Raw genomic sequence first — 18,691 nt, forward strand, 5'->3', positions numbered from 1 at the left:
CCGGGCGGCCGGCCACGTTGCCGCCCGGGTAGTAGTGGGAGTTCTGGGTGGACGTGCTCGGCGAGCCGGTCACGGTGCGCCCCTCGACGTCGACGCTGCGGTCGCCGGTGAGCTCGCCTGCGCGGGCGCGGTCGGTGCTCGACGGGAGCTCGGGACCCGGGTCCATGCCCATCGCGGTCCGGGCCGCGCGGACGAAGTGCAGGCCCTCCAGCGCGGTGTCGGTGACGAGCCGGTACTGGCCGGGCGTCGTCGCGGACGACAGCTGCGACCCGGCGGCGGTGTACCGCTCGGAGGCGTCGGCGAGGGCCTGGCGGGACGGGTCGTCGCTCCCGGTCAGGGAGAGGACCTGGCCGCCGAGGCGGTCGTACCAGCGGCGGGCCTCGGCCTCGGCGTCGACGTCGGCGGCCCCGGAGCCCGCTCCGGGCGAGGACGCTCCGGCGCCGAGCGCACGGGGCGCCCGGCGCGACACGGCCAGCGCGATCAGGCCACCGACGACGAGGAGGAACAACAGGACGGTCAGCACGATGTTGACGATCCACCACGTTCCTGAACGGCACCTGTGGACGCCCTGAGCATGGGAACGTGCGGGATGCCGTCCTCGTCGTAGCCGGGACCGTCGACCACGAAGCCGAGGCGCTCGTAGAAACCCTGCACGCGGACCTGGGCGCCGAGCACGACGGGCCCGGGCAGCGTGGCCAGCGCCGCGCGCATCAGCACAGCACCCGCGCCGGTCCCCCGGGCGGCGGCCGGGGTGACGACCCGTCCGATGCGGTGGACCCCGGGCTCGACGAGGACGCGGAGGTATCCGGTGAGCGCGCCGTCGTCGTCGCGGCTCCACCAGTGGACCGCATCCGGCTCGACGTCGCGGCCGTCGATCTCGGCGTAGGCGCACTCCTGTTCGACGACGAACACCGCGACACGCAGTGCCAGGACGTCGTGGACCTCGCGCGGCGACATCCTGTCGAGGGCAGCACTGTGGATCACCGATCCACGGTAGGACGACGCGGGTGGGACCTGGACCACCGAGGGTGGCACCGGCCCGGGAGATCGGTGTATGAACATCACGTGACGTCGGCGGGCGAGGTTCTCGAGCGGTTCTGGCCGAGCCGCCGCCTCGACGCGTTCGACGAGCTCTGTCGACGCTTCGGCTGATCGCGCCCCTCCCGCGCCCCCGCTCGGCTCCCCGCCCTCCCGCCCGATACGGGCAACCGGCGGTGTGCGCCCGTGCCGGGTCACCGCGCGGTCGAGTTCCCGGATCGCCCCACGGCCGAGCCCGCGCTCGCCCGTCCCCATCATCGGAGGACCATCCGCATGCCCACCGTCACCTTCTCCGCCACCGGCACCGGCACCGGCGTCCGCCAGGACCTCGACGTCGTCGGCTCCGGGCACGTCATCCGCTCCGACGCCTACGAGTCCTTCGGCGGGAAGGACGAGTTCCCGAGCCCGCTGGCCTACGCACTCGCCTCGCTGACCACCTGCAACCAGGTGACGGCGTCGATCGTCGCGAAGGAACAGGGTTTCGAGATCCGCTCCTACGCGTTCTCGGTCGACGGTGATTTCAACCCGACCGTCATGACGACCGGCCGCCAGGCCGACGACGACCACCCCGACACGTTCACCGCGGTACGGCTGAGCGCACAGGTCGACACCGACGCGAGCCCCGAGCAGGTCGAGGCGCTCGGCGCCGAGGTGGAGCGGCGCTGCCCCGTGAGCGCCCTCTACCGCCGGGCCGGCACCGCGCTGTCGAGCACGTGGACCGTCCGTACCGCCGCCACGACGGCGTCCTGAGCCGAGGAGTCCGACGATGAGCATCACCACCGAACGACCGGTCGCACTCGCCGACCACACCGTCGTGCTCGACCCGGTCCGCCACGGGCTCGTCGATCCCGTCGGTGGCAGCCGCGACCTCGACGCCATGCTCGACGAGGCCCGCGAGGCCGAGGAGGCAGGCGCCACGACGGTCGTCGTCCCCGCGGCGAACGCGGGCGCCCCGGAACCGCGCCACTGGCCCGCCACGGCGCAGGCCCTCGCGGTCCTGCTCGCCACGACCCGGGTGCGCGTGGTCGTCCCGATCCGTGCCCGCGTGTGGGACTTGGAGGCCGTGGTCCGTTTCGCGACGAGCGCGACCGGCCTCGCCGGTGACCGCCTCGTGGTGCACGTCGTGGGAGCCGGGGCCGAGTCCTTCGCCCGCCGGCTGGGTGAGCGCTGGCCGGGCACCGTCGTGCTCGGTGACACGGAGCCCGCGGCCGCCTGACCTCCCGCCCTCCGGGGCCTGGGCACTGTGATCGGTGCCACAGCTCCAACAGTTGAAGCTTGAAGCGATGGTGTTAGGCTCGTGTCCGCAGTAAGTTGATGCTTCAAGCGTGGAGGAACACCATGACGGAGACCGCCGCCCCGACCCTCACCCTCGCCGGCGAGTACCAGATCGACCCGGCCCACAGCCGGATCGGCTTCACCGCCCGGCACGCGATGGTGACCAAGGTCCGTGGCCAGTTCGGGGAGTTCCGCGGAACCGCGCGGCTCGACTCCGCGAACCCGGCCGCCTCGGCCACCGAGATCGTCATCGTCGCCGGCAGCTTCGACTCGAGCCAGGAGCAGCGCGACGGTCACGTCCGCAGCGAGGACTTCCTCAATGTCGAGGTCTACCCGGAGATCACCTTCCGCTCGACCGGCGTCGAGAAGGCGGGGGACGACGTCTGGCGCGTGACCGGTGACCTGACCATCCGCGACGTCACGGCGCCGGTCACCGTGGACTTCGAGTTCACCGGCCTCGCCAAGGACCCGTTCGGCAACGTCCGCGCCGGCTTCGAGGGCGCCACCACGATCAACCGCAAGGACTTCGGCATCACCTTCAACGCCGCGCTCGAGACCGGTGGCGTGCTGGTGAGCGAGAAGGTCGGGCTCGAGTTCGACATCTCGGCGATCAAGCAGGCCTGATCCCGGAACACCCGTTAGCGTGCCCGTCGTGACCTCGGGAGACGGCCCCGCAGCCCGGTCCGGCACGACGGCGCTGGTGCTCTCCGGCGGTGGGGTGGCCGGCATCGCCTGGGAGATCGGCGTCCTCCACGGGCTGCGGGCCGCGGGCGGAGCCCTCGCGACGGCGCTCGACGCCCCCGCCCTCGTCGTCGGGACCTCGGCCGGCTCGGTGGTGGGGACGATGGTCGCCGCCGCCGCGGACCGCGACGCGGACTGGGACCTCCACGACGCCTCGGCGGCGCAGCACGAGCCCGCCACGTCCGAGGTCCGGCGCACCCTCGATCTGCAGGGGCTGTTCTCCCGGATGGCCGACCCGGCGGTCGCGGACGACCCGGTCACGGCCCGGCGCCTCGTCGGCGCGTTCGCCCGCGAGGTCGACCCCGCCGACGCGCCGGGTCGCGGCCTGTCGGTGTCGGCCCGGCTCCCGGTGCACGAGTGGCCCGCCGTTCCGCTGCGGATCACCGTGGTCGACGCGCACACCGGGGAGGTCGTCGTCCTCGACGCCCGCAGCGGGGTCGAGCTCGACGACGCGGTGACGGCGAGCTGTGCCGTCCCCGGGGTCTGGCCGGTGGTCCCGATCGGCGGCCGCGAGTACATGGACGGCGGCATCGCGTCCCTCGCCCACGCGCCACTCGCCGCGGGCCACGACCGGATCGTCGTCCTGGCTCCCATGATCACGCCGACCGCGGGCGCGGTGCGCGGGCTGGAGGACGAGCTCGCCGAGGTGCGGGCGACGGGCGCCGAGGTGGTCCTCATCGGCCCCGACGACGACTACCTCGCCGGACCCGGCGCCGCCGCCCTGGACCCCGCGGGGCGCGCCGAGGCCGCCGCCCTCGGCGAGCGGTTCGGCCGTGCGGTCGCGGCCGCCCACCCCTGAGATCGACAAGCCCCGTGCGCGGCGGGCTGGCCGTCGGGCATCACGCACGCCACACTGAGTGTCCGCACGAACGGTGACCGGACAGGAGCAGCGCGTGGATTTCGACGTCTTCGTCGAGGTGCCCCGGGGCAGCCGCAACAAGTACGAGCTCGACCACGAGTCGGGCCGGATCCGGCTGGACCGGACGCTGTTCACCGCGACCCAGTACCCGGCCGACTACGGCTTCATCGAGAACACCCTCGGCCAGGACGACGACCCGCTCGACGCGCTCGTGCTCGTGCAGGAACCGACCTTCCCCGGCTGCCTCGTCCGGAGCCGGGCCATCGGCATGTTCCGCATGACCGACGAGGCAGGCGGCGACGACAAGGTCCTCTGCGTGCCCGTCGACGACCCGCGCCTCGAGCACCTGCGCGACATCCACCACCTCGACCAGTACCACCGCATGGAGATCCAGCACTTCTTCGAGGTCTACAAGGCGCTGGAGCCCGACAAGCAGGTCGAGGGCCACGAGTGGGTCGGCCGCGCCGCGGCCGAGAAAGAGGTCCAGGCCTCGGTGGAGCGGGCGACGAAGGCGGGCTTCACGACATGACGCGCGCGGACGATCCTGACGGCCTCGGGTACTCGACGGGGGACGGGCCGCTGCCCAAGTTGGTGATCGTCGCGATCGTCTGGGCCGGTTTCGGCGCGGTCGGGCTGCTCACCGCCCTGCTGATGCACTCCGCGGGGATCGCCGTGTTCGGCGTCCTGTGCGTGCTCGCCGGCGGGGGGCTCTACCTCGGCCAACGCACCCGGGAGCAGCTCGAGCACGAGGAGGAGCGCCTGCGCGCCGACCCGTGGGGCACCCCCGAGGACGCGGAGGAGGTCGACGACACCGACGACGCCCCGCGCTCGGCCCCGGCCGACGAGGACACCACCGCCTACGGGAGCGAGCACGACGAGGACATCGTCGATGCCGAGTTCTTCGAGTACTTCGACTACGACCAGGCGCCCGCGGACCAGGACGACGGCACCGGCTACGACGAGGAGGAGATGGCCTACCAGCGCTATCAGGCCGACCGTCGCGCCCGCGAGACCGAGACCGTCGCCGCGGACGACGAGGACGCCCCGGCCGAGAGCGCCGAGGACGCCGGGAACGACGACGCCGCGGACGACGCCGGCCGCACGTCCCGTATCCCGACCGGCGGGGTCATCGAGGCGGACCCCCCGACGCACGAGGGTTCCGACGGGAGCCGCCGGTGACCCCGACCGCGGGCGAACCGGTGGTCGTGGACACCCCTTCGGGGGCGGTGCGCGGCCGCGTGCACGCCGACGGCGACGTCGTGGAGTTCCTCGGCCTGCGCTACGCCCGCGCGGAGCGCTTCGCGCCGCCCGACCCAGAGCCTCCGTGGCCCGGGGTCCGCGACGCCCGCGCCCCCGCCCCGCAGTGCCCTCAGCTGGCCTCGCGGATGGACGAGGTCGCGGGCCCCTCCGAGGCCGAGGAGCTCGGCCAGGACGAGGACTGCCTCACGGCCACGGTGCGGGCCCCCCGCGATGCCGCACCCGGTGACCGGCTGCCGGTGCTGGTGTGGATCCACGGCGGGGCCTACGTCATCGGCGCCCCGTCGCTGGCCTGGTACGACACCGCGCGTCTCGTCCGCGAGGGCCGGGTGGTGACGGTCAGTGTCGGCTACCGGCTCGGGATCCTCGGCTGGTTGCGCGCCCCGGGCCTCTCGCCCGGCAACCTCGGTCTGCTCGACCTCGCCGCTGCGCTGAGATGGATCCGCGACCACGTGGCGGCCTTCGGCGGCGACGCGGCGGCGGTGACGCTGATGGGCGAGTCGGCGGGCGCGCACGCGATCGCCTGCCTCATGAGCGTCCCCGGCTACCGGCCCCTGTTCTCCCGGGTGATCCTGCAGAGCGGCCAGCTCGGCCTGGGGCTGGGCACCGAGCGCTCGGCGGCGCGGGTGGCCGGGTTCGTCGACGACGCGCTGCGCGAGTGCGCCGGGCCCGACGCCGACCCGCGCACCGTCGACGTCGGCACCCTCCTGCGGGCCCAGAAGCGCACGATGGTCCGCCACGCCGGGCCCGGCGGCGTGAACTCCGCGCCTGCCTTCGCCCCGGTGGCGGGGGTGGCGCCGCTGGTCGGGGTCCCGGCCGGTGACCCGTGGGTCGCCGCCGCCCACTCCGGGCACCCGATGATCGTCGGGGCGACGGCCGACGAGGCGAACACCTTCATCCGGATCGCCCCGTCCCTGCGCCGGCTCGGGGAGGGCCCGCTGGCCCGCCTGGTCGCCCTCGGCTCGCGGGTGGCGACCCGCCGGGTGTTCACCGCGCCCGCCGACCGGCTCGCGACCCGCGCCGCGGCCGCGGGGACCACGGTGAGCACCTACCGCTTCGCCTGGCACGCCCCCGAGGGCGGCCTCGGGGCCTGCCACGCGATCGACCTGCCGTTCGTGTTCGGCAACCGCGCCGCCTGGGAGCGGGCCCCGATGCTCGCCGGGGCGTCGTGGGACGACGACGTCGAACCGGTGTCCCGGGCGCTGCGCCGCTGGTGGCTGGCGTTCGCCACGAACACCGACCCGGTCGCGGCTCAGACGCCCTCGGCGACCAGCGCCTCCCGGTAGCGGGCGACGTTGGCCAGCTTCACGCCCTCGTAGCCCCGGACCATGTCGGGCAGCGCGGCGATGCGCACCGCGCGGTCGGCGTCGCCGTCGGCCGCCATGGCCGCCAGCCGCGGCACGAGCGCCCGGTACTCCTCGGCGAGCGCCCGCTCGACGCGCCGCACCTCGGCCCGGCCGAACGGGTCGAGCGGCGTGCCCCGCAGTCGGCGCATCGCGTGCAGCGTCGAGTACGCCGGACCGAACCACGGCCCCAGCGTGAGCTTGCGGCGCAGCCCCATCGCCCGCAGCGACGGCGGGTGCAGCTTCCACGAGATCCGCGCGTCCGGCCCGAACTCGGCCCGTACGCCCGCCCCGAACGCCGGGTCGGTCGAGAGCCGCGCCACCTCGTACTCGTCCTTGTAGGCCATGAGCTTGTGCAGGCCCACCGCGACGGCCTCGGCCAGCCGCGGGTCCGCGTCGGTCAGGCCCCGGAGCACGTCCGCGTACGAGCGGGCGTAGGCCGCGTCCTGGTAGGCCACCAGCTCCGGCACGCGGACCCCGAGCAGGCGCGCGAGCTCCGATCCCTCGGGCGCCCCGATCGAGGCGACGATCTCCGCGGCGGCCGCCGCCCCCGCCGTCGTGAGCCCGGGGACGCCGTCCTCGGCGGGACGGGTCACCGACTCCACGACCGCGGCGAACGCCGCCGGGTCGGCCACCGACTGCCTGCCGCGTCGGAACGCCTGCACGTTCTTCGCCACGGCCGCGCCGTTGAGCTCGAACGCCGCCTCGACCGACTCGGCGCTCAACGGCAGCGCCCCGAGCTGGTGGGCGACCCCGAGCAGCAGCGTCAGCGCGAACTGGTCGTCACCGAACAACGCCTCGGCGAGTGCCCGCGCGTCGAGCACCGCGCCCACGTCGGAGCGCGTGGCGGACGCGATCCGCCCGAGGACCGCGTCGACGGCCGGGTAGGTGACGCTCGGGTCGACGACCTGGTCCCCGGTCGGGATCTTCGCGCTGGACACGACGGCGACCGTGCGGTCCGGGGAGGCGGCCGCGAGGTGGGCCGGGTCGGCGGCCACGAGGAGGTCGGCGCCGAGGTAGAGGTCGCACTCGCCCGCGGCCGCGCGGCCGGCGAGCTCGGCGTCCCCCAGCTTGACGTCGGAGACCACCGCGCCGCCCTTCTGCGCGAGCCCGGTCTGGTCGAGGCCCCGGGTGGGCCTGCCCTCGATCCGCGCCGCGGCCGCGAGGACCTGGGAGATCGTGGTGACCCCGGTGCCGCCGATCCCGGCGAGGCGCACGGTGGCGTCGTCGGGCACCGTCCGGGCAGGCGCCGGCAACGCACCGGCGTCCATCGCGTCCACCGCGGCGGGCTTCGGGGCGGTCCCCGGCTCGACGACCGTGAACGCGGGGCAGTCACCGTCGAGGCACGAGTAGTCCTTGTTGCACGACGCCTGGTGGATGCGGGTCTTGCGGCCGAACTCGGACTCGACCGGGGTGACCGAGAGGCAGTTCGACGTCTGCCCGCAGTCGCCGCAGCCCTCGCAGACCCGTTCGTTGATCACGACGCGCGTGGTCGGGTCGGCCAGCGTGCCGCGCTTGCGCTTGCGGCGCTTCTGCGCGGCGCACTCCTGGTCGTGGATCAGGACGGTGACGCCGGCGGTGTCGGCGAGGGTCTGCTGCGCCTCCTCGATGCGCGAGCGGTCCCACACCACGACGCCCTTGGCGAGCCGGACCTTCCGATACCGGGCGGTGTCCTCGGTCGTGACGATCACGCGGGCCACGCCCTCGTCGAGCAGGACCCGGACCAGCGCGGGCATGCCGAGCGCGCCGACGGCGTCCTGCCCGCCGGTCATGGCGGCGGCGCCGTTGTGGAGCAGGCGGAACGTCATGTGCGCGCCCGCGGCCACGGCGGCCCGGATCGCGAGGCTGCCCGAGTGGTGGAAGGTGCCGTCGCCCATGTTCTGGACCCAGTGCGAGGCCTTCGCGGGGTCGGCGAACGGCTGTGTCCCCAGCCAGTGCGCGCCCTCCCCGCCCATCTGGGTCAGCCCGGTGACGTCGCCGACCTGGCCCTCGGGCATGAGCATGACCATGGTGTGGCAGCCGATGCCCGCGCCGACCAGCGAGCCCTCGGGCGCGGAGGTCGTCGAGGTGTTGTGCGGGCAGCCCGAGCAGTAGAACGGCGTGCGGTTCGCACCCGCGATCGGCAGGTCGATGCGCGTCCGGGCGCCCCGGCGGCGCTCGTCCCAGGCGACCACGCTCGGGAACTCCGGGCCCGGGTGGGCGAGCAGCCGGCGGGCGACGCCCGCCGCGACGGCGTCCGGGTCGAGGTCACCGTGGACGGCGAACAGGCCCGCCCCGGCGGGGTCGGTCTTGCCGTGGACGGCGGGTGCGCCGGGGCGGCCGTAGAGCCGCTCCTTGATCTGGGTCTCCAGGAACGCGCGCTTCTCCTCGACGACGACGATCTCGTCCAGGCCGTCGGCGAAGTGGTCGACGACGCCGGGCTCCAGCGGCCAGGGCATCCCCACGCGGAGCAGCCGGACGCCGCGGGCGGCGAGCTCGTTGTCGGTCAGGCCGAGGGTGGCGAGCGCCTGCCGCAGGTCGAGCCAGCTCTTCCCGGCGGCGACGATGCCCACGCGCGCCGGGCCGCGCCCGACGATCGTGTTCAGCCCGTTGGCCGCGGCGTAGCGGCGGGCGAGGACGAGGCGGGCCCGGTGCAGGTCGCGCTCGAGCGGAGCCAGGCGCGGCCCGAGCAGCTTCGCGTGCGGCTCGTGGTGGAAGATCTTCCCGGCGATCTCCAGGTCGGGCACCACGGGCACGATGCGATCCGGCGCGACGGTCGCGGTACCCGACCCGTCGGCCACCGCGGTGACCATCTTCAGGCCGACCCAGCAGCCCGAGACGCGCGAGAGGTGCACGGCGTGGCGTCCGAGGTCGAGGACGTCCTGGACGTCGGCCGGGTAGAGCACCGGCACCGCCATGTCCGCGAGCGCGGCCTCGGAGGCGCACGGTACGGAGGAGGACTTCGCGGCCGGGTCGTCCCCAACGATCGCGAGGGCGCCGCCGTGGGCGGAGGTACCGGCCAGGTTGGCGTGGCGCAGGGCGTCCGTGGCGCGGTCGAGACCGGGGGCCTTGCCGTACCAGTAGCCGGTGATCCCGTCGGCGACGTCGTCGCGCAGGGCGCCGGTGGCCGGGGCGAGCTGGGTGCCCTGCACCGCGGTGAGGGCGATCTCCTCGTTGAGCCCGGGGGCGACGACGACGCCGTGCGCGTCGAGCAGGTCGCGATTCCGGAGGAGCTCGAGGTCGTAGCCCGCGAGGGGGGAGCCCTCGTACCCGGACACGTAGCCGCCGGTGCGCAGGCCCGCGGCGGCGTCGGCACGGCGCTGGTCGAGCGGGAGGCGGACGAGGGCCTGCACCCCGGTGAGCGCGACAGGGCCGTCCGTGGCGGTATAGCGGTCGCGCAGCGTCATCGGCGTGCCCACCGGCTCGGACCGGACGGGCGTCGCGCGGGTGCGCGGGATCTCGAGGGTCATGGTGGCGACCTCCGATCGGGACCGGGGCGACGCGGGCCGGGGTCACCGGACCGCCCCGCCGAGCGACGTCCGTGCGGACGGAATTGCTCGGATGGACCCGAAAGCTAGAGACCTACTCACCAGTGGTCCAGACTCGGATCACGATGTTGAGCCGTTGGTACAGTTCGAGTCGGGATCCGGCGGGCATCCTGGTCCGTTGGACCACCCCCGGCCCGGCCGCTCACGAGGGAGTCACGGGTGACGCTCGACGACCTGGACCGTGCGCTGCTGCTCGCGCTGCTCGAACGCCCGCGCGTCGGCCTGCGCGAGCACGCACGCACCCTCGGCGTCGCGCGCGGGACCGTGCAGGCCCGGTTCGTGCGTCTGCAGGAGGCGGGCGTCATCACCGGATTCGCCCCGCGGGTCTCACCGTCCGCACTCGGGTACGAGGTGCTCGCGTTCGTCACGCTGCACATCGCCCAGGGCCGTCTCGACGCGGTGGCCGAGCACCTCGCGTCCGTGCCCGAGGTCGTCGAGGCACACAGCATCACCGGGGACGGCGACCTGTGGTGCCGGGTGGTGGCCCACACGAACGCCCACCTCGAGCGGGTCATCCAGCAGCTCCTGGCCTCCCCCGGGGTGGAGCGCACCCAGTCGGAGATCTCGCTGACCGAACGGGTTCCCGCCCGGGTGCTGCCCCTGGTCCGTGCGCTCCCCCGCGCCGGTCGCCGACGCGAGGAGCCCTGACGCGCCGCTCGGCGCAGCGCGTCGCACGCTCGGGGGGTACCGGGAGCGACCGGCGTCACGATGGGACCGCGGGGGTATCGACATCGATGTCGGCCCCCGTGTCGCGCTCACCGGAGGATTCACCATGACCGCACCCGAACTCCGCCCCGCCGCCCTCGACGACACCGCGCTCGGCGACGTGCGCCGCCTCGAGGACCAGCTGGGCGCCCCCGTCGTCGCCTACGAGGCCGTGAGCCCCTTCGCGGCTCTCTCCGCCGACCAGCTGGCCGAGATCCAGCGCGTCGAGTCCACGCTCGGCGTGCGCCTGCTCGCCTACCGGGGGTAGGTGCGCTTCACGAGGCCGAAGGCCACCGGACCTGACCGCGGGTGCTGCGGCGGGCGGGCGACCCGGGCGGCGGGCCGATCCGCAGCGGCGCGGTCGCGTCGGGCGACGGCGGCGCCCCCGGGAGCATCAGGGCGACCGGGGCGACGGTGCCGACCGGCGTCGGCGCCGCCACGGGCGGCCGGACGTCCGCGCGCACCGGGGCCGTCACGGGCAGCTCGAGGTCCTCGCGGGCGAGGACGTCGGCGAGATCGTCGCGGTCGACCCCCAGCGCGGTGAGCAGGTCGGCCGACCGCCCGACGTCGAGCAGGCCGAGCGCCAGGTCCCTCGATCGGCACGCGCGGCCACGCGCCGCACCGCGTCGCCGCGCCCGGCCGAGGGCCGCGGTGGCGGCCGTCGAGAGGCCCGCGGCACCGTCGGGGGCCACGAGGTCACCGGGGGCCGGAAGGTCGGCGCACGCGGCGGCGATCACCGCCGCCCCCGCCCGGCGGAGCCCGAAGGCCCGACCGACCTCACCGCCCGCGCGCACCAGCGCGAGCATCAGGTGCTCGGTGCCGACCCGTCCGTGGCCGAGCACCGCCACCTCCCGGCGGGCGGCCTCGACGATGCGGACGAGTTCGTCGTCGGGCGGCCCGGGGGCGTCCGGGGCCGCAGCGGGCCCGCCGTCGTCGAGACATCCCAGCCCGAACGCGGTCGCGTCCTCCGGGCCGGGGCGCGGCACCGGGGAGGGGCGCCGTACCGGAGCGACGACGATGCCCCCGCCCACCGTCCGGCGGTCGTCGGGGACCTCGGGGTCCTCCGCGGCACCGCCGTGTGCGGTGAGGTCGTCGAAGATCGGCGTGACGGTCATCGGCCCGGCTCCCTTCGCAGCGCCTCCGAGGGCGTTATAGCGGCGTCGGGCGCCGGGCGGGTGGATCCCGGTCCCCCACCGGCGCGCGGGAGTGATCGCCCGTCCGGGTGGTCCGATGCCGCCGGGTGACCGGTGCGCCCGGGCCGGGCGACGGCGACCGGGGTCGCGACACGTTCGGTCGGCCCAGCGTGGTCGCACACCGGAGCGGTTTCTCACCCCCACGCGCCCCAGGCGACCGCCGGGCGACCCCTTCGGGCGATTCCCGTGGCCGTCGCGTGGGACGGAGCCCGGTCCGCCGTCGGCCGGCGCCATGTGTGAGGCTGCCGCCACGTGCGGGCAGGGGGTCCGGACGCGTGGCAGGGGAGGTGCGATGACGGTCGGTCGCCCCCACGTGGCCCCGCCCGCAGGTCCCCCGCGTTCCGCGGCCTCCCGCGCGGTCGTCGCGGCGCTCGCCCGGGTCTCCCCGCCCGCCCGCGACCGGGACGCGGGCGCCGAGGCCGCGGCCATCGTGCGCTGGGCCCGCACGTCCGGTCCCGCCGGGACGCTCGCCGCGGAGCTCGACACCCCGGAGGCCGCGTCGCGCCTGGTGTCGCTGCTGACCCGGATCGGGGCCACGGACGGTGTGGTGCTGGGCGACGCGGACCGGGACGCCTGGCGGGTGGAGATGCCCGACCCGGACGGTCCCGCGGCCGGGCGTGACCCGATCGCCGCCCGTCTCGGGCTCGTCGACGGGCGGGGGCGCGCTCTCCCCGCCCCGCCGGACTGGCTCACCGGCGGGTCGCTGCCCGGCGCCGTCGCCACCTGGCGCGGTGCGCTGCTGGCCCGCGGACGGCTCGAGCCCGCGGGCGCGGGCATCGTGATCGACTGCCCCGCCTCCGGCCCGGCCCTGACGCTCGCCGAGCTCGGGCTGCGCCTGGGGGTCCGGGCGGGGACCCGTCGCGACGGCGCGGGAGCCCGCGTGCTCGTCTCCGACCCCGCCGAGGTCACGCTGCTGCTCACGACGTGCGGCGGGCGGGCGACGGCGGCCGCGGCGGGGGTGGATGAGCCGCCCGCGGATCCGACGGCGGGGTCCGCGAACGAGGCCCGGGCCACGGTCGCCGCCTCCCGGGCGGGGGCCGCCGTCGCGGAGGCCTTCACGACGCTCGAGCGCGCGGGCGTCCCCGTACCGGACTCCCTCGCCGAGGCAGGCCGCCTGCGTCTCGCCCATCCCGACCTCGGGCTCGCCGAGATCGCGGCCCGCGCCGACCCGCCGCTGTCCAAGGACGCCTTCGCCGGACGGCTGCGTCGGTTGCTCACCCTGGCCGGCCGCCACCGCTGACCCGCCACCGCCGACCCGGCGGCGCGCCCCGACCGCTCCTAGGGTGCGGTGATCACGAGGGCGGGAGGCCGGCCGATGGTCGAGACGGTGCGGGGCGCGGTCGACACGGCGACCCTCGGGACGACGCTGATGCACGAGCACGTCTTCGTCCTCACTCCCGACGTCCTCGCCAACTACGGGCACGAGTACTGGGACGAGGAGCTTCGGGTCGCCGACGCCGTCGACAAGCTGACCCGGCTGCGTGCGCTCGGCGTCGAGACCATCGTCGACCCGACCGTCGTCGGGCTCGGGCGCGACATCCCGCGGGTGGCCCGGGTGAACGCCGAGGTCGACATCAACATCGTCGTGGCGACGGGGCTCTACACGTTCGACGAGCTCCCCCGCTTCCTGCAGAACCGCGGTCCCGGCACCCTGCTCGGCGGCGAGGAGCCGATGACCGGGATGTTCGTCCGCGACATCCGGGAGGGCATCGGCGGGACCGGCGTCCGGGCGGCCTTCCTCAAGGGTGTCGTCGAAGCGCGGGGCCTCACCCCGGACCAGGAGCGCATCCACCGGGCGATCGCCGCGACCCACCGCGAGACCGGGGTGCCGATCACCGTCCACACGAACTCCGAGTACGGGACGGGCACGCTCGCGCTCGATCTCTACGAGGCCGAGGGCGTCGATCTCACGAAGGTCGTCGTCGGCCACGCGGGCGACTCCAACGACCTGGACTACCTGCGCTCCCTCGCCGACCGCGGCGCGACCCTGGGCTGCGACCGGTTCGGGCTGGACCGCTACAACCCGACCGCCCGCCGCGTCGCGACCGTCGCCGCGCTGTGCGCCCGGGGCTACGCGGACCGGATCGTGCTGGCCCACGACGCGTCGTGCTACGTCGACTTCTACCTCGGTGACGCCGCCCAGGAGGCGCTGCGCCGGGCGGCCCCGAACTGGCACTACGAGCACATCAGCCGCGATGTGCTCCCCGCACTGCGCGATGCCGGGGTCACCGACTCCCAGATCACGACGATGATGGTCGACAACCCCCGCCGCTACTTCTCGTGATTCCGCGTCGCCGCACTTGATCCGGACACGTACCGTATGAGGACGTGAGCACCGTGGACGCTCGGACGACCGGACCGGACGATGTCACCTAGGGTGACCGCCGTGGGCGATACGCAGGAGACCCGTCCGCCCGGCCGCCGGCGGCAGAGCTTCGGGCCTCCCTCGGATCTCACCGCCGCGCCGGGCTACGGCGCGAGGCGGCTCTACCAGGCCTACCTCGCGGCCTGGAACCGGCACGTGGACTCCCTGCTCACCGGCCCCCAGTTCGCCGTGCTCTCCGCGATTCGCGCCTACCCCCAGGCCGACCAGAGCTCGTTGGCCTCCGCGGTCGCGCTCGACACCTCGACGATGGCCGATGTCTGCCGCCGCATGGAGAAGCGCGGGCTCATCGACCGCCACGAGTCCCCGCACGACGCCCGGGCGAAGGTCCTGACCCTCACCGACGACGGCGCCCGGGCCCTGACCGACGTCAACCGCCGCGCGCGCGCCCTCGACGCCGCCCTGCTCGAGGGCTGCCCTCCCGAGCACCGCGAGACGATCGCCGGGCTGCTCAACGACATCGGGGCCCACTGGGAGTCCGTCGCCGAGCGCCGGGAGCTCTGACCCGCCCGACCTCTCGCGTTACGGGCACGTCTCGTTACCGAGAGTTTATTGCGTCCTCGGATAGTACGTGCTCGGATTGTCTTCGAACGCACGAGAACACCGGGAGGTCAGCGCATGGCGGCGAGCCAGTCGTTCGAGGTCACGATCGTCGGCGGCGGTCTGGGCGGTCTCTGCGCGGCGCTCTCGCTGCGCCGCCGGGGTCTGCGGGTCACGGTCGTGGAGGCCGCGGCAGAGCTCGGTGAGATCGGCGCGGGCATCCAGACGGCGCCGAACGCGAGCCGGATCCTCGTCGGGCTGGGCCTGCGCCCGGAGCTCGAGGCGATCCGCACCCAGCCCGAGGACCAGGTGCGGCGGCGCTGGGCCGACGGCGGCATCATCGCCCAGCTCCCCCTCGGGCAGCGGGTGATCGACACCTACGGGGCGCCGTACTGGCACTACCACCGCGCCGACCTGCACCGCGTGCTGCTCGACGCGTGCCTCGACGCCGACGGGCCGGGTCCCGTCGTGCGCGTCGCGACCGGCGCGACGGTCGTCGACCTCGATCGGAGCGACCCGCTGCGCCCGGCCGCGATCACCGCCGACGGCCGCCGGTTCGCCGGCGACGTGCTCGTCGGCGCGGACGGCATCCGCTCCGCGGTGCGCGATCTCGCCGGGTTCGACGACACCCTCGTGTTCTCCGGCGAGATGGCCTACCGCGCCCTGATCCCCGGCGAGACGATCGCCGCCGATCCGGCGACCCGCTTCCTGCTCGACCGCTACCACTCCACGATCTGGTACGGCCCCGACAAGCACCTGGTCCACTACGTGATCCGCGGTGGCCAGTACCTCAACGTCGTCGCGATCGTCCCGTGCACCGAGACGATCGCCCGCGACTGGAGCGGCCCGGCGAGCGCCGAGGACCTGGCGGCCGAGTACGCCGACTGGGACGACCGCGTGCCCGCGATGCTGGCCAAGGCCAAGGACGACGTCTCGGTCTGGGCGATGTACCGCAGGCGGCGGGACCCGGTGTGGGTCGACGGCCGGGTCGCGCTGCTCGGCGACGCCTGCCACGCGATGCTGCCCTATCAGGCCCAGGGGGCCTCGCAGTCGATGGAGGACGCCGCGGTGCTGGCCGAGGAGCTGGGCCGCGTCACCCGGAGCGGCGTCGACGACGCCCTCGTGCGCTACGTCGACCGCCGCGCCAAGCACGCGGGCATGGTGCAGGACGCCTCCCTGCAGAACATGGACTTCTACCACCTGCCCGACGGTCCCGAGCAGCGCGCGCGTGACGAGAAGCTCCGCCGCTTCGACGGCGAGTCCGACCTCTCCTACGACTGGCTCTGGAGCGGCAGCCCGCTCACCGACCCGGACACCGAGTCCATCCACTACCAGTTCGCCCGCTGACGCGGGAACCGACCGACCCACCCTCCGCGACCAGGGAGCGAACCCATGCGCACCGGAGATCAGATCGTCCAGGACCTGCCCTGGCGCTGGAACGTCCAAGGCAAGATCTTCCTCATCGGCGGCCTCGGCTACATGTTCGACGCGTGGGACGTCGCCCTCAACGGCTTCCTCACCCCGCTGGTCGGCGCCGAGTTCGCCCTGACGGCAGGCGAGAAGGGCCTGGTGGCGACGGCGAACCTCATCGGCATGGCCGTCGGCGCCGTCGCCTGGGGCACCGTCGCCGACCGCATCGGCCGCAAGAAGGCCTTCAGCATCACCCTGCTGGTCTTCGCGCTGTTCTCGGTGTTCGGCGCCATGTCCCCGAACATCGAGCTGTTCCTGCTGCTGCGCTTCCTCGCCGGGGTCGGTCTGGGTGGCTGCATCCCGGTGGACTACGCGATCGTCAGCGAGTTCTCCCCCCGCCGTTCCCGGGGCCGGGTGCTCGCGGCGATGGACGGCTGGTGGCCGATCGGCGCAACGCTCGCCGGGGTGTCCGCGACCCTGCTCGTGCCGGTCGACGGCAACTGGCGCTGGATGCTCGTACTGATGATCCTGCCCGCGGTGCTGCTGTTCTGGATCCGCCGTGGGGTGCCCGAATCGCCGATCTACCTCTCCCGCATGGGCCGCGAGGTGGAGGCCCGCGTCGTGATCGACGACCTCGTCGCCGGGACCGGCGCGACGCCCGAGCCCTACGCCATCCCGGCACCGGTGGCCGAGGACAAGCGCGGCGGGGCGCTCACGGCGGCGGCCGACCAGCTGCGGCGGGTGTGGGCGTTCAACCCGACGATCACCGGGGTCGCCTGGTCGCTGTTCATCGCGGTCATGCTCGTCTACTACGCGGCCCTGAGCTGGATGCCCACGATCCTCAAGGCGCAGGGCTTCGGCGAGATCGCCGCGTTCGCGTCGACGACCCTGATGAACGCGCTCGGCATCGTCGGCGTCGCGGTGTCGGTCCTCGTGGTCGACCGCTTCGGCCGCAAGCGCGTCATCGCGATCGCCGGGCCGCTCGCCTCCGCCACCCTGGTCGTGTTCTCCCTGCTGCTGGGATCCCCCGCGGCCGCGGTCGTCGCCATCGGGGCGTTCGGGCTCGTCGCGCTCGTCGTCATCCCGGTGATGTACGCCTACGTCTCCGAGCTCTACCCGACGGAGCTGCGGGCATCCGGCTTCGGCTGGGCCTCGTCGTCGAGCCGCGCGATCACCGGCTTCGCCCCGCTGCTGTTCGGCAGCGTGCTCTGGCCGGTGCTCGGGCTCCCGCTGACGTTCACGTTGCTCGGGGTGCTCGTCGTCGCGGCGGTCGTCTTCATGTGGTTCGGCGCGCCCGAGACCGCGGGCCGCGAGCTCGACCGGATCACCACCGACGCGCCGCAGGTCCCCGCCGAGGCCGCTCCGGAGCGCGCCGGCTCCTGAGCGCCGCGTGCCCGATTCGAGCGAAGGGGCCCCTCGCTCGACACCGCCGTCGACCCGCACCGGGCCCGACACCGCCGAGGAGGCGTGAGCCGTGAAACCCGCCGCGTTCAGCTACCACCGGGCGCACGACGTCGCGGACGCGGTCGGCCTGCTCGCCGACCTCGAGGCCGCCGGGGACGACCCCAAGATCCTCGCAGGCGGGCAGAGCCTGATGCCGATGATGAGCTTCCGGCTCGCCCGGCCGGGTGCCCTCGTCGACGTCGGGCCGCTGCGCCGCCTGCCGGCGATGACCGCCCTGGGTGCCGACGACGCCGGGGCGCTGCGGATCGGCGCGCTCGTCACCCACCACGCCGTGGAGACCGCGGTCCTCGACCCCGGTTTCGCAGTACTCGCCCGCGCGATGCGCTGGGTGGGTCACCTACCGATCCGCAGCCGTGGCACGGTCGCCGGGAGCCTGGTGCACGGCGACGCCACCGCCGAGTGGTGCCTGCTCGCGCTGCTGCTCGACGGGTTGATCCTGACCGAGGGACCCGCGGGCCCCCGCGAGATCCCGGCCGCCGAGATGTTCCACGGCTTCTACGCCACCGCGGTGGAGCCCGAGGAGGTCGTCGTCGCGATCCGGTTCACCCGGCCCGCCCCGCACGCCGCGCTCACCGAGTTCGCCCGGCGCTATGGCGACTTCGCGATCGTCGACGCCGCGGTGTCGCTGGATCTGCACGAGGACGAGGTGCGGAGCGGGCGGGTGGTGGTGGGCGGCGTCGCGCCGGCGCCGGTCCGGGTGCCCGAGGCCGAGGCGGTGCTCGCGGCGGGCGGCGTGCCGGGGCGCGAGCTGTTCGGTGCGGTCGCCGACGCCGCGGCCGCCGCGGTCGACCCACCCGCGGACGCCGCCGCCACCGCCGGCTACCGCCGCCGGCTCACCCGCCACCTGGTCGCCGACGGGCTGCGGCAGGCCTGGGAGCAGACGGGCGATGGAGCGCGCCGGGGCACGGACCGGGAGCAGGGGGTCGCCTCGTGACCCGTTCCACCACCGTCCCGGC

The 18,691-nt window shown here is 74.7% G+C and carries 18 protein-coding genes and 1 pseudogene; 15 read left to right on the top strand and 4 right to left on the bottom strand.

The features are described 5' to 3' along the window. Both VGI02_RS21945 and VGI02_RS21950 read right to left on the bottom strand, forming a co-directional pair. Positions 1-523: pseudogene (locus VGI02_RS21945) on the bottom strand (hypothetical protein); the annotation flags it as partial. Next, positions 517-984, bottom strand: coding sequence for a GNAT family N-acetyltransferase (locus VGI02_RS21950; protein WP_331630847.1), 468 nt, complete (start codon positions 982-984; stop codon positions 517-519). The gene VGI02_RS21950 and the pseudogene VGI02_RS21945, both read right to left, overlap by 7 nt. Positions 985-1,311: 327 nt before the next feature. Between VGI02_RS21950 and VGI02_RS21955 the strand changes: the two genes are divergently transcribed. The 7 genes from VGI02_RS21955 to VGI02_RS21985 all read left to right on the top strand — a co-directional run bounded on the left by VGI02_RS21955 (position 1,312) and on the right by VGI02_RS21985 (position 6,456). Then, a complete protein-coding gene (locus tag VGI02_RS21955; RefSeq protein WP_331630849.1) occupies positions 1,312-1,788 on the top strand; it encodes an OsmC family protein in 477 nt (158 codons plus the stop codon). 16 nt (positions 1,789-1,804) lie between these two features. Then, on the top strand, positions 1,805-2,254 hold the full coding sequence (locus tag VGI02_RS21960; protein ID WP_331630851.1) for a hypothetical protein: 450 nt from the start codon (positions 1,805-1,807) through the stop codon (positions 2,252-2,254). A gap of 122 nt (positions 2,255-2,376) precedes the next feature. Next, entirely contained in the window at positions 2,377-2,937 is a 561-nt protein-coding gene (locus VGI02_RS21965) for a YceI family protein (protein ID WP_331630853.1), read from the top strand. Between the two features lie 28 nt (positions 2,938-2,965). Continuing rightward, positions 2,966-3,853: a patatin-like phospholipase family protein gene (locus tag VGI02_RS21970; protein ID WP_331630855.1), complete on the top strand. Its 888-nt coding sequence runs from the start codon at positions 2,966-2,968 to the stop codon at positions 3,851-3,853. Positions 3,854-3,947: 94 nt separating this feature from the next. Beyond that, positions 3,948-4,442, top strand: coding sequence for an inorganic diphosphatase (locus VGI02_RS21975; RefSeq protein ID WP_331630857.1), 495 nt, complete (start codon positions 3,948-3,950; stop codon positions 4,440-4,442). Continuing rightward, positions 4,439-5,092: a hypothetical protein gene (locus tag VGI02_RS21980; RefSeq protein ID WP_331630859.1), complete on the top strand. Its 654-nt coding sequence runs from the start codon at positions 4,439-4,441 to the stop codon at positions 5,090-5,092. The genes VGI02_RS21975 and VGI02_RS21980 overlap by 4 nt, the downstream gene beginning before the upstream one ends. Next, positions 5,089-6,456, top strand: coding sequence for a carboxylesterase family protein (locus VGI02_RS21985; RefSeq protein WP_331630861.1), 1,368 nt, complete (start codon positions 5,089-5,091; stop codon positions 6,454-6,456). The genes VGI02_RS21980 and VGI02_RS21985 overlap by 4 nt, the downstream gene beginning before the upstream one ends. Here VGI02_RS21985 and VGI02_RS21990 read toward each other — a convergent pair. Further along, positions 6,423-9,962 carry an indolepyruvate ferredoxin oxidoreductase family protein gene (locus tag VGI02_RS21990; RefSeq protein WP_414638345.1) on the bottom strand — a complete coding sequence of 1,180 codons (3,540 nt, stop codon included), beginning with the start codon at positions 9,960-9,962 and terminating at the stop codon, positions 6,423-6,425. The two genes, VGI02_RS21985 and VGI02_RS21990, sit on opposite strands and share 34 nt — an antisense overlap. Before the next feature lie 237 nt (positions 9,963-10,199). Here VGI02_RS21990 and VGI02_RS21995 point away from each other — a divergent pair, with 237 nt between their 5' ends. Together VGI02_RS21995 and VGI02_RS22000 are read left to right on the top strand one after the other, a co-directional pair. Continuing rightward, positions 10,200-10,688, top strand: a complete 489-nt coding sequence (locus VGI02_RS21995) for an Lrp/AsnC family transcriptional regulator (protein ID WP_331630863.1) — start codon at positions 10,200-10,202, stop codon at positions 10,686-10,688. Positions 10,689-10,812: 124 nt separating this feature from the next. Further along, on the top strand, positions 10,813-11,013 hold the full coding sequence (locus VGI02_RS22000) for a hypothetical protein (RefSeq protein ID WP_331630865.1): 201 nt from the start codon (positions 10,813-10,815) through the stop codon (positions 11,011-11,013). Between the two features lie 7 nt (positions 11,014-11,020). On the opposite strand, the gene VGI02_RS22005 is transcribed toward VGI02_RS22000, so the two are convergent. After that, the gene (locus tag VGI02_RS22005) at positions 11,021-11,860 is read right to left on the bottom strand and encodes a Clp protease N-terminal domain-containing protein (RefSeq protein ID WP_331630867.1); all 840 of its coding nucleotides are present in this window, start codon (positions 11,858-11,860) and stop codon (positions 11,021-11,023) included. Positions 11,861-12,230: 370 nt separating this feature from the next. Between VGI02_RS22005 and VGI02_RS22010 the strand changes: the two genes are divergently transcribed. The 6 genes from VGI02_RS22010 to VGI02_RS22035 all read left to right on the top strand — a co-directional run bounded on the left by VGI02_RS22010 (position 12,231) and on the right by VGI02_RS22035 (position 18,669). Next, positions 12,231-13,178: a helix-turn-helix domain-containing protein gene (locus tag VGI02_RS22010; RefSeq protein WP_331630868.1), complete on the top strand. Its 948-nt coding sequence runs from the start codon at positions 12,231-12,233 to the stop codon at positions 13,176-13,178. Positions 13,179-13,253: 75 nt separating this feature from the next. Beyond that, positions 13,254-14,222, top strand: a complete 969-nt coding sequence (locus VGI02_RS22015; RefSeq protein ID WP_331630869.1) for a phosphotriesterase family protein — start codon at positions 13,254-13,256, stop codon at positions 14,220-14,222. A 102-nt stretch (positions 14,223-14,324) separates the two neighbouring features. Further along, positions 14,325-14,825 (top strand): MarR family winged helix-turn-helix transcriptional regulator, encoded by a 501-nt coding sequence (locus VGI02_RS22020; RefSeq protein ID WP_331630870.1) that lies wholly within the window; start codon positions 14,325-14,327, stop codon positions 14,823-14,825. Positions 14,826-14,939: 114 nt separating this feature from the next. Further along, complete coding sequence (locus tag VGI02_RS22025; protein ID WP_331630872.1) at positions 14,940-16,208, top strand: FAD-dependent monooxygenase; 1,269 nt, start codon at positions 14,940-14,942, stop codon at positions 16,206-16,208. A 45-nt stretch (positions 16,209-16,253) separates the two neighbouring features. Beyond that, on the top strand, positions 16,254-17,654 hold the full coding sequence (locus tag VGI02_RS22030) for an MFS transporter (RefSeq protein ID WP_331630874.1): 1,401 nt from the start codon (positions 16,254-16,256) through the stop codon (positions 17,652-17,654). 91 nt (positions 17,655-17,745) lie between these two features. Next, a complete protein-coding gene (locus VGI02_RS22035) occupies positions 17,746-18,669 on the top strand; it encodes an FAD binding domain-containing protein (RefSeq protein WP_331630876.1) in 924 nt (307 codons plus the stop codon). The last annotated feature ends 22 nt before the right edge of the window (positions 18,670-18,691 follow it).

This window comes from Actinomycetospora sp. (assembly GCF_036497245.1).
Classification (GTDB): Bacteria; Actinomycetota; Actinomycetes; order Mycobacteriales; family Pseudonocardiaceae; genus Actinomycetospora.